A 15318-nucleotide genomic window follows, 5' to 3' on the forward strand; every position below is an offset into this window, starting at 1 on the left:
TCAGGCCGTCTCTCCGACCCGTCAGCACCGCCTCAGCAGCGCCGGTGAAGGGGGTTCTAAGTATAACAAACAAATCCCGCAAGCGGAAAATGACGTCGCAGAGCATTTTTTTGAAAATTTCAATTTAATCAAATAAAACCAATATGTTACAAGACTGGAAAGCTTACCCTTCCTGTGTCTGTCGGGGCTCTCTCCATCGGATGGCCACGACACAACCGAGAAGACGCAAGATGGCACTACTATATATAGGGAATCGAGCAACACTGAACACAAGGCCGCGCGACTCAAGTCCGTGAATCGACTCGGGACTCTGCCAGAATCTGCATTGAAAACCTCAAAGGCCAGATTTTGAACTGCGTCATGCCGTGGCGACCCACATATCTCCAACCACACCTTGAGCGCGCCAACATTCTGAACACCTATCTTGAACATCCCACCGGGATGGGTTCTGGTCTCGGACATTCGTTTTCGGCTTCTTCAGCGAGACAGGCATGACGCGTCACCTTACGTTCCCACTGGTCAGAACCGTCGGATTTGACGGTGCGCTTGTCACATTTGCGGACACGATGTCTGAGACAGCGAACCGAGCGGCGCTGGCCTTTCGATCTGAACTGGATCGGCTTCAATGGTCAGAGGTCACGGAATCTTCTGCCACGCTGGCCTCGGCATATGTCCGGTTCGATACGCAAAGGACCACCCATCAACAGATGATGAACAAGCTTGAGGACCTCGTCGACCAAAAGGACTGGTACAACACACCACTTCCAACAGGCCGCAGGCTGTGGCGAATTCCGACGGTCTATGGCACCGACCTTGCGCCCCAGCTGGACGATGCCGCTGCTGCTGCCGGTCTCGCGCCGGAAGAAGCGATACGGCGGCTTGGCCAGTCCCGCGTGCGGGTTTTGACGATAGGGTTCGCCCCCGGGCAACCCTACCTTGGGCCATTGCCCCCCGAGTTCAACATTCCGAGGCTGCAAAACCTGACCCCCATGGTGCCCGAAGGCGCTCTGGTTCTTGCAATATCTCAGTTTGTCCTGTTTTCCGGACCAACGCCAACCGGCTGGCGGCATGTCGGGCAGACCGCATTTCGGTGTTTCCGGCCCGAGACGGCTGAGGCATTCGCCCTCAAGCCCGGGGATGAACTGATATTCGAACCCGTTTCCCGTGAAGACCTGGAACATATCAGAGCCAAAAACGAAGATGGCACCGGCGGAGCAACCTGCGAGGAGATTGCGCCATGAGCCTGATCGTCCACCAGATCGGCCCGGCTTGCACCATCCAGGATCAGGGGCGCACAGGTTATCTGGACCAGGGGCTGTCCCGGTCCGGGGCCGTCGATACACTGGCCCTTCATGAAGGCGCCGCATTGCTCGGCCAAAGCCCGGAACTTGCTGCGCTGGAAATGGCCGGAATGGGCGGCACGTTCGAGGCCACACAGAGCATGCGCATCGCACTGACCGGTGCGCGGATGCAGGCCAGCATTGATGGCAGCCCCGTGGCCTGGAATGCCTCGCATCACCTGGAGCCCGGACAACGGCTGGTCATCGGTGCGCTTCTGCAAGGCAATTACGGCTATCTTCATTTGGGGGGCGGAATCGATTCAGAGGTTTTTCTGGGATCTCGATCCGCGCACCTGACGGCACGGATCGGGCGAGCGGTGAAGCCGGGCGACCGGCTGACCTGTGGCCCGGATGCAGGCGACGCTGGTTTGAAACTGCCCCCTTCCGAACGCTTCTCGGGTGGCGTTCTGCGTGTCGTCGCCAGCTTCCAGACGTCCCTGTTTGATGACGCAACGCTTGATCGATTTGCGCGCACCTCATTCCATCGCGGCGCACGCGCCAACCGGATGGGGATGCAAGTGAACAGTGACGGCGACGGGTTTGCGGCCACTGGCCAACTGAACATCTTGTCCGAGGTTATTACCCCGGGCGACATCCAGATGACCGGAACCGGAGATCCGTTCATCCTGCTGCCTGAATGCCAGACCACAGGAGGGTATCCCCGCATCGCGACCGTTTTGCCCTACGACATGCCACGCGCAGCGCAGACACCCGCGGGCGGAGCGATCACGTTCGAATTTGTCAGCATCGAGCAAGCCACTGAATTGCACGCGGCATTCATGGCGGATCTTGCCCGTCTGCCCTCAAAAGTCGAAGCGTTGGTGCGTGATCCCCATGACATCCCGGACTTGCTGTCCTACCAATTGATCAGCGGAGTGATCTCTGCCACCGACTAAGGAGATGTGCCGATGCCAAGCGTCGATCTGAATGCCGATATGGGGGAAAGCTTTGGCCCGTGGAAAATGGGCGACGACGAAAGCCTTCTGAAGATCATCACCTCGGCCAATATTGCCTGTGGCTTTCACGCGGGTGATCCGGATGTAATGGCGTCGACAATGAAGCTGGCGGCCGAGAATGATGTCGGCATCGGCGCGCATCCCGGGTTTCCCGACCTGCAAGGTTTCGGCCGCCGGAACATGAAGCTGACTCAGGACACCCTTCGCAATCTGGTGCGGTATCAGTTGGGCGCAGCTATGGGCATGGCCAAGGCGGTTGGCACCAGAGTTCGTCATCTAAAGCTGCACGGTGCACTGGCCAATATGTGTTCGGTCGATGTCGATATGGCGCGGGCCTGCTATCAGGGCGCGCTGGATGTCGATCCCGACATCATCGTGATGGTTCTTGCCGTGACGAAACAGGAAGACGCCGTGCGCGAGCTGGGCTGCAAATGGGTGGGCGAGATTTTTGCCGACCGCGCCTACAATGACGACGGAACATTGGTTGACCGCAGCCTGCCCGGCGCGGTGATCCACGACGCGGATGTCGCAGGGCCACGTATCCTGAACATGGTCCGCGAAGGCGCGATCATCACCGAAAGCGGCAAGCGGCTGGAAACTTCGATCGACACAATTTGCCTGCATGGTGACGGACCAACTTCGGTGCAGATCGCCCGTTCTGTTCGCGAAAGCCTGATCGGGGGCGGTGTCGAGGTGACGAAATTCACCCGCTGAACATCATGGGTTAACGTTGGCAACCCAAATTCACGACTGTTGCCCGTACAGGCCTCAGCGCCTAGCATGGCAGGCAAACGCATATTCTGAATACTACAATTTCAAACAATGCCTTGACCCATGGCGGGCAAGAGCAAGGAGGTCGTGGAATGTCATTTGATCTGATGTCTTATCAGCCCCGGGGCGACAAGAAGAACTCGGATTTCTTCAATGAATACCTTCCGAAGATTTACGAACGCCGGACAAGCTCGGGCATTGCGGATCAGGTCGGCGCGATGCGGGCCATCATCATTCAGGTCGAACCCCACGCAGTGTTCGACACGATGGTCGAGCTTTACGTGATGACACCCTATCGGCACACCGCCAGCTATCTGGGACGAACCCACAGATTCTCGGTTCTGCATTCACATCCTAACTATCCTGCGCTGATCCTGATGGCGCCGCTCAGCCCCGGGTTCGAAGACTTCATCCCCCGCATAAATCGCATGTATCCACTGGCGCGCAACACACCGCAGACGCGCTATGTAGGCGAGGTATACGCAGCTTGCGATCTTGACGCGCTGACCCATGCACTTGGGGATCAGAACATACGGTTCGAATATCCCGGGGATACCGAGAACCCGTTCTACACATCGGACGGGTTCCGATTCACTACCCTGTCCGATTTCACCTGCAACCGCGTCGGGTATTCGACCCACGACTTCAACGACACCGACAGTCTGGGCCTTGGGGATCGCGTGTTGCTGAGCGAAACGGAACAGGCCCGTCTGGAACAGGCCGCCGCTTTCGGAACCGAAAGCAAAATCGCCCCGCTGATGCTGGGAATCGACCATCTTGCGACGCGGGTCCTGGCGGGCGAGCGCGAGGATGCGATCCTCGAGTTCCTGACCATGGTGCCCTATTATTTCTGGGGCGCTTACAACATATTCGACATGAACTCATCGACCAACGTGAACCGCAACGGAAATGTGGACGATGACAAGAAATCTCCGGCCAAGGTGTTTACCGCAAACAACACGCCATCCTTCGTGAACTCCTTCGCCAAACTGCCGATGCCGACCGAGGATTTCGTGCGCAATTTTGGCCGTCGTCTGCACCACATGGCCGTCGAGATTCAGGATGGCGATCACGGCGCCGGGGAAAAGAACGTCGATTTCGTCGTGAACACCCTGAAGGACAAGGGTGTGCCGTTCCTGGCCCATGTGGTGGGTGAGTGCAAAGACGATCCGAACCTGAAACAGATCTTCTCGAAACACTCCAAGCATACCCTGCTGATTACCGAGTATATCGAGCGGTGCCACAAATATGATGGGTTCTTCACCAAGGACAATGTCGCCGCCCTGACAGCCGCCGCCGGACAGGACGAACAATACCAGCACGGTCACGTTTTCGATTGAAAAAAGGGCTGCGGAATACCGCAGCCCAGACCCATTCAGGAGAGAATATGCCGAACCTTATGATGGCCCGATCATGAAACAGGTGACGTTGCGGGCCTGCAAACGGCGACAGGCCAGATCCGCCTGTTCGCGGGTCATGCCCTGAAAGGTTGCGTCAAACCCACGCGCGCTTTGGTTCACTTTGCGCAGCGTGCCTTCCAGTGTGGTCATTTCCGACAAAGCGGTTTTCAGCAGAACCTTCTCGGCCTCATACCGAGTGGTATAGCGCCCCACATTGACCCCCCACAGATGCCCACCTGACGAAGACAGCCGAGTGACAACCTCCTGCTCAGGCTCTGGCTGCTTGGTGGAATCCGTCGAAGCCAGAACCAGATTTTCGGGGCGCAGTGCCGGACGCGTGTCGGATGTTTCCACCGGTGGTGCAGTTGGCGCGATATCAGCTTCTGCAATGGCCGCCGCGATAGCGCTGGTGATGCGGTCGCGATTCTCATCAGCTGTCACAGCAACCGCGCTTGCGACTTGCGTTGACGCGGAGGGGCGCCGAACCGGGCGCAAACTGGATTTTGGTGCCCCGCTCACGCTGGCGACCTGCGTCCCGGTACCCAGTCCGGTATTTCCTGCATAAGCCGGTCGCGCAGGTTTGCGAATGGGCGCACGCGACGGTGCACGGCGGAAACCCAAATCCAGAAGCTCGGCAACCTTGGCATTCCGAGAGGCGCCAGATTTTCCGCCAAAGACGGTGGCGATGATGCGTTCATTCTTGCGTTTAGCCGATGCCACAAGATTGAACCCAGCCGCTCGGGTGTACCCTGTTTTGATGCCATCGGCGCCTTTGTAGGCTGCCAGCAGGCGACGGTTGGTGTTGGGAACAGTCTTGATCCCTGCATAGGTCGATTGGCGCGAGAACAGGTTGTAGTATTGCGGATAGTCATACAGCAGATGACGACCCAGCGTGGTCATGTCACGTGCGGTCGAAAGATGCCCCGCCTCGGTCAAACCATGGGCGTTTTTGAAGGTCGTGCGGCTCATCCCCATCGCCTTGGCGGTTCGCGTCATACGACGCGCAAAAGCTGCCTCGGATCCGCTGATGGCAATACCGATGGCCGTGGCGGCATCATTCGCCGATTTCACAGCAGCCGCGCGGATCAGATAGCGAAAAGCAATTGTCTGACCAGCGCGCAGCCCCAGCTTCGACGGTGGCTCGGCTGCCGCCTTTTTGGTGATCCGAACCGGGGTATCCAGCGTGATCTCACCATTCCGCACCGCTTCGAACGCGATATAAAGCGTCATCATCTTGGTCAGCGATGCCGGGTGAAGCCTTGTGTCAGCATTGCGCGAATGCAGAACCTCTCCGGTTCGGGCATCAATCACCATCGCTGCGTAAGGTGCCGCCATGGACCTGAGCGGCGCAAACGCCAGCACACATAGCAACATTATGAGAAAAAAGCCCATTCGGGCCGGAACTGTCCGCCGAATCTGCACGATTTTTTGCCTCTGTCTGCCTCGCGCCGCCGGGTTTTCCCGGTCAGCAAAAATTATTTTATTATCGTAAACACTATCACAGAGACTTGGTGAAATAAACCGAAAGCTGAGCATTTCGCGGTTTCGTTAGGTTGCTCGAACTGGGCTATATCTAGACAAATACTGCCCTGAGCCCACCAGATGCGCGATTGAGGCAGAACTTGGTCAACACCCGGCAGGGTTTTCGTGGAACTGCGGCCAAAAGGCAACATCACTTCAGGCTGTGCACCAATTCGGCCAGACCGCCCAAATCCCTCAACTCCCGGAATCGGGGACTGTCGACCGGGGCTTCAGCATGCTCCACCTCCCAGATAAGGCCGTGCGGGACATGAACCCCCCAGCTTCCTGCCTGGATCGGAGCCACAACGTCAGATCGCATGGAATTGCCAACCATCATCGCGCGCGCCGGGCCATCACCATGCCGCTCAAATATCGACCGGTAAGTTTCAGGGGTCTTTTCAGACACGATTTCCACTGCGTCGAACAGATCGCCCAGACCCGACTGAGCCAGTTTGCGTTCCTGGTCGATCAGGTCCCCTTTGGTAATCAAGACAACCCGGCACAAGCCTGTCATGCCTTCCACCGCGTCGCGGGCATGGGGCAACAGCTCGATCGGATAGGCCAGCATCTCTTGCCCGGCTTCGATCAATTGGCGAATGACCGAGGCCGGCACACGGTCATCCGTGACCTCGAGAGCGGTTTCGATCATCGACAGAACAAAGCCCTTGATGCCGTAGCCATAGTGTCGAATGTTGCGCTTTTCGGCTGCCAGAAGCCGCTCCATCAGATGATCCTGGTCGGCATGATCGGCCAGCAACTGGGCAAAATGCGCCTGCGTCAGCTGAAAAAAGCGCTCATTGTGCCACAGGGTATCATCCGCATCGAAACCGATTGTCGTCAGCTTGTCAGTCATCTCGTTTACGTCCGCTTGCTCTTTTCACCGGCCATCCCCACGTTATATAAGCGCGAAGATAAAGCCCAAAACTGAATCGGACAGTTGCCTACGATGCTGGAAAAGACCTGGATGATGTCTGACGAACCGGACGACGACAGCGACGCGTCCGTTCTGGTGCAGACGCGCCCAAAAACCAAGCGTCCGCCTTTGTACAAGGTGCTGTTGCTGAACGACGATTACACGCCGATGGAATTCGTGGTTCATGTTCTGGAACGTTTCTTCGGCATGACCCATGCAGAAGCATTCGAGATCATGCTGACCGTGCATAAAAAAGGTGTGGCCGTCGTCGGGGTCTTCAGCCATGAAATTGCCGAGACCAAAGTTGGCCAGGTTATGGATTTCGCCCGCCGGCACCAGCACCCGCTGCAATGCACCATGGAACGCGAAGAATAAGGCTTTTCGCCTGACCCTCACCCATATTTGCCGGAATTGCCCATGTCCCCTCGCCTGGAACTTGCATTGCAGAACGGCCTGTCGCTGTCATCTCCCCTCAGCGTGATCTGCCCTGTTCCAGCCCATGATCTGTCGGCGTTTCCCCATGCGGCGCAGGTGGTGCAGCCGTTCAAACCTTTTTACGACCATTTTGCCGCGCAAGGCTTTGACACGGTGCCCGAGGCGGAAGACCCTTGCCAGGATGCAATTGTCTTTTTGCCGCGGGCCAAGGCGCTTGCGCGGGCGATGATCCATCTGGCCAGTTCACGAGCCCGCGGCGTTGTCGTGATAGATGGCGCAAAGACCGATGGCGTGGACAGCATTCTGAAAGATGTTCGCAAAAGGGTTTCGGTCGAAGGGCCTCTGTCCAAGGCACACGGGAAAATCTTCTGGTTTCGGGCTGACCCGCAGAGCTTTGCAGATTGGGCTGCGCCAAAGACGCAGATCGTCGATGGGTACCACACGGCACCGGGTGTGTTTTCAGCGGACGGGATCGATCCCGCTTCGGCCATGTTGCTGAACGCCTTGCCTGCCAAGCTGGGGCCGCGCGTGGCCGATCTGGGTGCCGGGTGGGGGTATCTGAGCGCAGAGCTTTTGAAGCGCGACAACCCAAAATCCGTGCATCTTGTCGAAGCAGACCACACGGCCCTTGCCTGCGCGCGCATCAACGCCTCTGACCCCAAGGCCCGGTTTTATTGGGCTGACGCCGTCACCTGGTCTGCGCCAGAGCCATTGGACATTGTTGTAATGAACCCCCCGTTCCACACCTCTCGCAGTGCCGACCCTACGCTGGGGCAGGGTTTCATCGCAGCAGCGGCACGCAATCTGACGCGCAACGGAGCCCTATGGATGGTCGCCAATCGCCACCTTCCCTATGAAACCACTCTGAACGAACACTTCGCTCGGGTCGATGAAGCCGCCGGCGACAACCGGTTCAAGGTGTTTGAGGCCTCTCGCCCTCGGCGATAAGGCCAGCTAACCTGCCCCCAATTCAGGAGGATTCGGATGTCCTTTTCCATCGCAGGCAAGACAGCAATCGTTACAGGCGGGGCCAATGGCATCGGGCTGGCCATAGGTCGGCATTTCGCGGACGCGGGCGCAAATGTCATGTTCGCCGATATAGATGAGAAACGTCTGATCGATGAGCTTGGGGAACAGGCAGAAGACGGCAATATTCGTTATTTCGCAGGCGACCTGCGCGAAAAGCTGACCATTGCCAATTTGCTGTCGGCAACACTGGATGCGTTTGATCAGGTGGATATTCTGATCAACGGCGCGCGCCAGGTGATCCAGTCTGATCCGCTTGATCCCGATGACGACTCGATGCGTACCTTGCTGAATCAGAACCTGATGCCTGCGCTGCGGCTCAGCCAGTTGGTCGCAAAACGCATGATCAAACAGGCCGGGGATGACGATGAAAACCCTGCCGGATCGATCATCAACCTGTCATCCATCGCGGCCCGCCGCACGCATCCCGACCTGATGGCCTATTCCGTGTCGACCGCCGCGCTGGATCAGATGACACGTTCACTGGCCGTGGCGTTGGCACCGAACCGCATCCGGGTCAATTCGATTGCGCTCGGCTCGGTCATGAGTGCATCACTGCAATCGACGCTGAGAGAGAACCGAGAATTCCGCGACGATATCGAAAAGCACACACCGCTTGCCCGTATCGCGTCGGCCACTGAATTGACGGAAACCGCGCAGTATCTGGCATCGGATGCAGCCGGATTCATCACCGGCCAGATCCTGACAATCGATGGCGGCCGCACATTGCTTGACCCTGTCGCCGCACCGGCGCATTGAGACCCATGTTCGAAACAGAAAAAAACACCGCCTCAGCCTGGTTCCGCCAATTGCGCGACGACATTGTTGCCGCCTTCGAAGCATTGGAGGACAGCCACGACACCGGCCCGTTTTCCGACGCAAAGCCCGGCCGCTTTGAAGTCAAGGAAACCAAACGCCAGTCCGAGGACGGCTCTGACGCAGGGGGCGGTCTAATGTCCGTGATGCGCGGCGGGCGAGTGTTTGAAAAGGTCGGGGTCAATGTCTCGACAGTTTACGGGACCCTGGGCGAGCGTGCACAACAGGCGATGGCAGCACGCAAAGGCATCCCCGGGATGACCGAAGACCCGCGTTTCTGGGCCTCGGGGATCAGCCTCGTGGCGCATATGCAGAACCCGCATGTCCCGGCGGTGCATATGAACACTCGGATGTTCTGGACCCCGCACGCCTGGTGGTTTGGCGGCGGATCGGATCTGAACCCCTGCATCGAATATGATGACGATACGGCGCATTTCCATGATACCCAAAAGGCTCATCTGGACCCGCATGGACCCGGACATTATCCGCGCCTGAAAGAGTGGGCGGACGAATATTTCTATATTCCCCACCGCAAACGCGCACGCGGCGTAGGCGGTATTTTCATGGATGATTATTGCACCGGAGACTGGCAGGCCGATTTCGCCCTGACGCAGGATATCGGTCGGGCTTTCCTGCCCGCTTTCGTGCCATTGGTTGAAAAACGGCGCGTACAGGGTTTCTCGGACGCCGACAAAGACACCCAGCTGGTGCATCGCGGTCTGTATGCGGAATACAATCTGGTCTATGACCGCGGCACCAAGTTCGGACTGGAAACCGGACATGATCCGGACGCGGTTCTGATGAGCCTGCCACCGATGGCGAAATGGATCTGACCCTCAGAACGTGTCCATGATGAAGTTGTCATAGCAGTAGTTCTGCGCCGACGACGCCGACATGTTGGCCCCGACTTTCCTCACGGTGATGGAATATCCCGGCTTGGTATCCGCCCCCGGCGGCGGGGCCAGCGAGAATTGTACGGTCCGGACGCCGGGTTCATAGGCGCGCCAGATATAGATCCGTTGGTTGTTTGGCACGCCCAGACTGCGGATCGCGTAATCCCCAATTCCACACCAATAATTAACGGGCGCTGAGGATCCGATGGCCTTGACCTCGTAGACACCGTCCGGCATTGGCGTGATTTCCGTACGAAATTGCGGCCGAACGGACAGGCCGAACCCGACAGCCTCGGCCATCGCAGGTATCGACAAAAGCACGGCAGCAGCCAAAGTCTTGAATGAACGCATAATCCAGATATCCCGAAACAAGGGTCCGATACCAATAGCATAGTCGGGACGACCTGCGAGTAAAGCAGGACAGGCCAACCAGCCGGCAACACTGACCACATCAAAGAATTTATTCTACCCATATTGCAGGAAAGCAGTACACTCGCTGTAGACTTTTGGTTCCCGTTACACTGTTGGGCATCTCTTTGAGCAAGACGTTTCCAAAAGACTGGTTCGATTTCTCGCCGGAAAAATACGCGGATCTGGGCGCTATGTTCTTTCTGGCGGGTTTGACGAAAACACATCAGAAACGCAGTCTGGCACAGGTTTTGTACGCGTTCGAAACTCCGTTTCGCCTGGGCCAGTACCATATCTTCCGACAGCACGGATTCCCCCGTGGTTTTGTCACCTTCGCCGGGCTCAGCCCCGAAGCCGAATTCCGTTATGCGGTGAAAGAAAAGCCCCTTTCCGACACGGATTTCACCAGCGGATCATCCTTCTGGATCATTGATCTTGTGGCTCCGTTTGGACAGACCAGCCAAATTGTTGATATCCTCAAGCAGGAAATCCCGCACCCGCGTGTGCGCACCAACCGGATGGACAGTGACATGACACGCAATCGCATTGTCGAATGGACGCGGGATGAAGCGGGCGAGGTTCACATGCGCCTGTATCGCAAGAAGGAATTTGAACGCGTGTTGCAGCAAGGCGAGGGTTAATTGGTTTCAGTTCCGATCACAGGCGAACTGACCGGGGATGTGACTGGTTTTCCACCCAACGTTGAGACGGGGCAACCCACTCTGGACAATGGAAACTTCAATCCGGTCACGCAAACCTGGACGATTGCGGCACAGCCCGCCAACGGCACCGCCTCGATCGACCCGAACACGGGAGAGTGGACCTATACCGTCGACCCGACATTTTTCGATGGTCTCGACAAAGGAGAAGTCGTCTTCGATTCTTTCTTCATCAGCGTCTCGGGTACAACCCAAGCCGGCCCATTCACCCTTCCATTCACCGGCACACCGGACCCGGTGGAAGTGGTCATCCGGATCGAGGGCGTCTGTTTTGCGGCCGGAACCCTGATCGAAACTGAAAGCGGCCCGCTTGCGATCGAAACGCTGGACGCGGGTCATATGGTGGCCACTGCCGATCACGGTCTGCAACCTATCCGCTGGATCGAAAGCAGCAGGATTCCACCCGAACGATTATGCGATGAACCTGCTTTGCGCCCCGTTCGTATCTCGGCGGGCAGTCTGGGGCCGAACGAACCCTCACGGGACCTTCTGGTATCGCAGCAGCACAGGATCCTGGTCAAAGGCCCGAAAGTCGAGCTGCTTTTCGGCGCATCCGAAGCCCTGGTTGCCGCCAAACACCTGTGCGGATGGCCCGGCATCGGCATCGATACATCGGTTCAAACGGTCGAGTATCTTCACGTCCTGCTGGACCGGCATGAGATCCTGAACGCCGAGGGCGCGCAGGCCGAAAGCCTGTTTCTGGGGGAAGAGGCCCTTTATTCGCTGTCCTCTGAGGCATTGCGCGAACTGGCTTCGATATTCCCCGACAGACCGACCTCGGGTCACACCGGGTTCGGGCGCGCGGCTCGCCTGATACTGCGCGAACACGAAGCCCGCGCCCTTGCCTGCGACTAGCTGCCGGCCACAATGCGCCCGCCGACATCCTGCGGGGCCAATGCAACCGTCTTGATCACGGCATAACATGTGCTGCCTGGTTTCAGGTTCAGGGCCGTAACAGATCGACGCGTAACCCGCGCAAGCACATTGCCCGCCGGGGTCTTTACCGACACGATGGCACCCGGCCCCTCGCCCGACCGGATCGTGTCCACGGTCCCGGCCAGCACGTTCAGTGCCGAAAGCCCTTCGGGTTTGTTGTTCGACAGGATCACTTCCTGAGCGGGTATCCGAATCCGCAAGTTTGCCCCGACCTCATGCGCGATACGAGGCAGAAAGAGCCGCGCGCCATTGGCGTTCAACTCCGTCAGCCCGTCGGAATGATGCTTTGCAACCTGAACTTGCAACACGGCCCCGACGGCGCGAATTCCCGCAGGGGCCACTGACGGGTCGGCAAGCATTTCGGATGCGGGCCCGTGGCGAACGGCCTTGCCATCCTGCAATGCAACAACGGATGTTGCCAACCGGGCCACTTCGGCGGCAGAGTGGGTCACATAGAGGATCGGAACCGAGACCTCGTCCCTGAGACGCTCGAAATAGGGCAGGATTTCCGCTTTTCGCCCATCATCCAGTGCTGCCAGCGGTTCATCTGCAAGGATCAATCGCGGGCTTGCCAACAAGGCCCGCCCGATGGCGACGCGCTGTTTCTCACCGCCTGACAACCCGGCAGGTCTGCGGTCCAGCAGATGACCGATGCCCAGCATGTCGATGACCCTGTCGGGGTCTTCGCGGCGTGTGTTTTTCGGCGCAAACCAACGCCCATAGGCAAGGTTCTGGCGCACGGTCAGATGGGGGAACAACCGCCCTTCCTGAAAAATATATCCCAATCGGCGCCGATGCGGTGGCAGCCACAGGCCCTGTTCCGTGTCGAACAGAACCCAGTCATCTACCGCCAACCGGCCCGCCTGGGGCCGAAACAACCCTGCCACGGCATTGACGATGGTGGTCTTGCCCGATCCCGAGCGCCCGAACAGCACCGTCACGCCCGGCGGCGCATCAAAACTGACGTCCAGATCAATCCCTGACAGATTGTGGTGCAACCGAACAGACAGGCTCATGATCCGGCCACCCGCGCCGCGGCACGCCGCCCCACATACTCCGACAGCAACAACGCGCTCATTGCGACGACGATCGAGATCAGAACCAGCCGCGTCGCGGCCGCCTCGCCGCCCGGGACCTGCAAAAAGGCGTAGACAGCCGAAGGCAACGTCTGCGTCTGACCTGGGATGTTGGAAACGAAGGTAATCGTCGCACCAAATTCACCCATGGCCTTGGCGAAGGCCAGAATAGCCCCGGCTATGACACCCGGTAAAATCATCGGCAAGGTCACCGTACAAAACACCATCGGACGCGACGCGCCCAGAGTTGCCCCTGCCTGTTCCAGCTTCGGGTCCACCGCTTCGATCGACAAACGTATCGCCCGGACCATCAAAGGGAAGGCCATGATCCCGGCGGCAAGGGCCGCGCCTGTCCAGCGAAAGGCCACTACGATCCCGAACTCGGCCAAAAGCCGGCCCAGCGGCCCTTGAATGCCGAAGGTCAGCAACAGCAGGTATCCGGTGACAACCGGCGGCAGGATCAAAGGCAAATGCACCAGACCGTTCAAAACCTGTCGTCCAGGAAACCGCCAACGCGCCAGAGCATAAGCGACAAAAATACCAAACGGCAAAGTCGCCAGCGTCGCCCAGAAGGACACGCGCAATGAAAGCTTCAATGCTTCTACTTCGGCAGGCCCCAACCAATCCAATGCAATCACCTGCCCGGCAGGGTAAATCCCTGCTCCAGAAATACAGCCGTGGCAGCATCCGTTTTCAGGTGTTCAAGAAAGGCGTGTGCTCCTTCTTTTGCATCGACGGTCAGTGCCGCAGGGTAAATAATCGGTGGATGCAGATCGGCAGGGAACGTCCCAACGACCCGGACCCTTTCTTCCACCCTGGCGTCTGATTGGTACACGATCCCAAGCGGCGCGGCCCCGGCCGCCACCAGGGCCAGCGCAGCGCGCACATTGTCGGCCTGCGCCACCTGATTCCGCACAGCCTCCCACTGGTTCAAGCTTTGCAATGCAGCTTTGCCATAGATACCGGCAGGCACCGCGTCGACCAGTGCCATGGCCAGATAGCCGTCTTTCAAGTCCGCCTTGAGGTCATATCCGGGCTGGATTTCACCCACTTGCGCATGATCTTCAGCCCCGACCAGAACCAGGCCGTTGCCCAGCAGATCAACCCGAGTGTCTGCCCGGATCAAACCGTCCTGCTCCAACACATCCATCCAATCCGTATTGGCCGAGACAATCACACCCGCAGGCGCGCCTTGCTGAATCTGCCGGGCCAAGACCGACGACGCCGCATAGGAAACGGAAACGCTCTGACCGGTCTGGTTTTCGTACCCGCCAACGATTTCGTCCAATGCGGTCTTGAGGCTGGCCGCTGCAAAGACCAGAATGCCTTCTGCACCGGCCCGGATCGGGGCCAACGCCGTCATGCCAAGGACCAATGCCACCATCCATAATCGGCGGGCGAAGGATAGGGTCATGTACACTCCCGACCGGTTTGTTTCAGTCTCTCCGGGGATATCGGACGCCACCGGTGGCGCGCAAGCGCCTTTGGCCATTTACACATGATGGGTCGCAGGTTGAGCAAGGCGTTTTCCATCGATCTGTCTGAAAATTTGGCTGCGCACCTTCCGGCCCGAAAGGCGCCCAGAGCGCCCGCATGTTCTGCCTACTGCTTGCACGATGCCCCGTTGGTCGGCCGCCGAAGACGGAACGCAAGAAAATCTTCCAGACCCTCTTGCACCTGCCCGCAGGCTTGGCTAAATGCAGCATCACGGGTGATTAGCTCAGTTGGTAGAGCGCTTCGTTTACACCGAAGATGTCGGGAGTTCGAGTCTCTCATCACCCACCATCCTTTCCCCGCAGCGTATCAAGGTCTTACGCGACTAGCACCTCTTGCTATGCTGCGCATGAAACTGTGTCCGCTGCGCCTCCGCTGCACTTGAACGGAAAAGATATCTCCAACACAGGAGATTTGGGCAATGGCAACAATCGTAAAACGACCTGGGGTCAGGACCCATAACCAGTAAATTACGGTTGCCGCGAGTGCGATGGCTGATAGGATTACCTTGGGACAACGGTCATAGCGTGTCGCCACGCGCCTCCAATCCCTAAGCCTGCCAAACATAATCTCAATGCGGTTTCGCCGCTTGTATCTGCGCTTGTCGTACTCGA

Annotated in this window: 16 protein-coding genes, 1 tRNA gene and 1 pseudogene; 11 read left to right on the forward strand and 7 right to left on the reverse strand. The window is 58.2% G+C overall.

Going from position 1 to position 15318, the window contains the following annotated elements:
- The first annotated feature begins 491 nt into the window (after positions 1 to 491).
- The 4 genes from ACR0C6_RS20780 (at position 492) to ACR0C6_RS20795 (ending at position 4407) form a co-directional block, all read left to right on the forward strand.
- Positions 492 to 1241 carry a 5-oxoprolinase subunit B family protein gene (locus tag ACR0C6_RS20780; protein ID WP_480620999.1) on the forward strand — a complete coding sequence of 250 codons (750 nt, stop codon included), beginning with the start codon at positions 492 to 494 and terminating at the stop codon, positions 1239 to 1241.
- Positions 1238 to 2236, forward strand: coding sequence for a 5-oxoprolinase subunit C family protein (locus tag ACR0C6_RS20785; RefSeq protein ID WP_480621001.1), 999 nt, complete (start codon positions 1238 to 1240; stop codon positions 2234 to 2236). Before ACR0C6_RS20780 ends, ACR0C6_RS20785 begins: the two co-directional genes overlap by 4 nt.
- Before the next feature lie 12 nt (positions 2237 to 2248).
- On the forward strand, positions 2249 to 3010 hold the full coding sequence (locus tag ACR0C6_RS20790) for a LamB/YcsF family protein (protein ID WP_480621002.1): 762 nt from the start codon (positions 2249 to 2251) through the stop codon (positions 3008 to 3010).
- 149 nt (positions 3011 to 3159) lie between these two features.
- Positions 3160 to 4407, forward strand: coding sequence for a hypothetical protein (locus tag ACR0C6_RS20795; RefSeq protein WP_480621004.1), 1248 nt, complete (start codon positions 3160 to 3162; stop codon positions 4405 to 4407).
- 57 nt (positions 4408 to 4464) lie between these two features.
- On the opposite strand, the gene ACR0C6_RS20800 is transcribed toward ACR0C6_RS20795, so the two are convergent.
- On the reverse strand, positions 4465 to 5859 hold the full coding sequence (locus ACR0C6_RS20800; RefSeq protein ID WP_480447741.1) for a D-alanyl-D-alanine carboxypeptidase family protein: 1395 nt from the start codon (positions 5857 to 5859) through the stop codon (positions 4465 to 4467).
- A gap of 280 nt (positions 5860 to 6139) precedes the next feature.
- Positions 6140 to 6841 carry an HAD family hydrolase gene (locus ACR0C6_RS20805; protein WP_480447740.1) on the reverse strand — a complete coding sequence of 234 codons (702 nt, stop codon included), beginning with the start codon at positions 6839 to 6841 and terminating at the stop codon, positions 6140 to 6142.
- 93 nt (positions 6842 to 6934) lie between these two features.
- Between ACR0C6_RS20805 and clpS the strand changes: the two genes are divergently transcribed.
- The 4 genes from clpS to hemF are packed head-to-tail and all read left to right on the forward strand — an operon-like array spanning position 6935 to position 10011.
- Complete coding sequence (gene clpS / locus ACR0C6_RS20810) at positions 6935 to 7276, forward strand: ATP-dependent Clp protease adapter ClpS (RefSeq protein ID WP_152456986.1); 342 nt, start codon at positions 6935 to 6937, stop codon at positions 7274 to 7276.
- Positions 7277 to 7318: 42 nt separating this feature from the next.
- Positions 7319 to 8284 carry a class I SAM-dependent methyltransferase gene (locus ACR0C6_RS20815; RefSeq protein WP_480621005.1) on the forward strand — a complete coding sequence of 322 codons (966 nt, stop codon included), beginning with the start codon at positions 7319 to 7321 and terminating at the stop codon, positions 8282 to 8284.
- A gap of 36 nt (positions 8285 to 8320) precedes the next feature.
- The gene (locus ACR0C6_RS20820) at positions 8321 to 9121 is read left to right on the forward strand and encodes an SDR family NAD(P)-dependent oxidoreductase (protein ID WP_171172745.1); all 801 of its coding nucleotides are present in this window, start codon (positions 8321 to 8323) and stop codon (positions 9119 to 9121) included.
- 5 nt (positions 9122 to 9126) lie between these two features.
- The gene (gene hemF, locus ACR0C6_RS20825) at positions 9127 to 10011 is read left to right on the forward strand and encodes an oxygen-dependent coproporphyrinogen oxidase (protein WP_480621007.1); all 885 of its coding nucleotides are present in this window, start codon (positions 9127 to 9129) and stop codon (positions 10009 to 10011) included.
- A gap of 3 nt (positions 10012 to 10014) precedes the next feature.
- Here hemF and ACR0C6_RS20830 read toward each other — a convergent pair whose 3' ends face one another.
- Positions 10015 to 10422 carry a hypothetical protein gene (locus ACR0C6_RS20830; RefSeq protein ID WP_480447736.1) on the reverse strand — a complete coding sequence of 136 codons (408 nt, stop codon included), beginning with the start codon at positions 10420 to 10422 and terminating at the stop codon, positions 10015 to 10017.
- Positions 10423 to 10607: 185 nt separating this feature from the next.
- On the opposite strand from ACR0C6_RS20830, the gene ACR0C6_RS20835 reads away from it, so the two are divergent.
- Positions 10608 to 11120 (forward strand): toxin-activating lysine-acyltransferase, encoded by a 513-nt coding sequence (locus ACR0C6_RS20835; protein WP_480447735.1) that lies wholly within the window; start codon positions 10608 to 10610, stop codon positions 11118 to 11120.
- A complete protein-coding gene (locus ACR0C6_RS20840) occupies positions 11121 to 12053 on the forward strand; it encodes a Hint domain-containing protein (RefSeq protein ID WP_171207135.1) in 933 nt (310 codons plus the stop codon).
- On the opposite strand, the gene modC is transcribed toward ACR0C6_RS20840, so the two are convergent.
- From modC to modA, 3 genes are read right to left on the reverse strand one after another with little or no spacing between them, the layout of a single operon-like run.
- Complete coding sequence (modC, locus tag ACR0C6_RS20845; RefSeq protein WP_480447734.1) at positions 12050 to 13150, reverse strand: molybdenum ABC transporter ATP-binding protein; 1101 nt, start codon at positions 13148 to 13150, stop codon at positions 12050 to 12052. The genes ACR0C6_RS20840 and modC overlap by 4 nt on opposite strands.
- On the reverse strand, positions 13147 to 13839 hold the full coding sequence (modB, locus tag ACR0C6_RS20850) for a molybdate ABC transporter permease subunit (RefSeq protein ID WP_171233971.1): 693 nt from the start codon (positions 13837 to 13839) through the stop codon (positions 13147 to 13149). Before modB ends, modC begins: the two co-directional genes overlap by 4 nt.
- Before the next feature lie 5 nt (positions 13840 to 13844).
- Positions 13845 to 14624, reverse strand: a complete 780-nt coding sequence (gene modA / locus ACR0C6_RS20855) for a molybdate ABC transporter substrate-binding protein (RefSeq protein WP_480621010.1) — start codon at positions 14622 to 14624, stop codon at positions 13845 to 13847.
- Positions 14625 to 14919: 295 nt separating this feature from the next.
- On the opposite strand from modA, the gene ACR0C6_RS20860 reads away from it, so the two are divergent.
- A tRNA-Val gene (locus ACR0C6_RS20860) sits at positions 14920 to 14995 on the forward strand.
- 168 nt (positions 14996 to 15163) lie between these two features.
- Here ACR0C6_RS20860 and ACR0C6_RS20865 read toward each other — a convergent pair.
- Positions 15164 to 15318: pseudogene (locus ACR0C6_RS20865) on the reverse strand (transposase); the annotation flags it as partial.

The sequence above is a fragment of the Ruegeria sp. AL12 genome, from assembly GCF_056540885.1.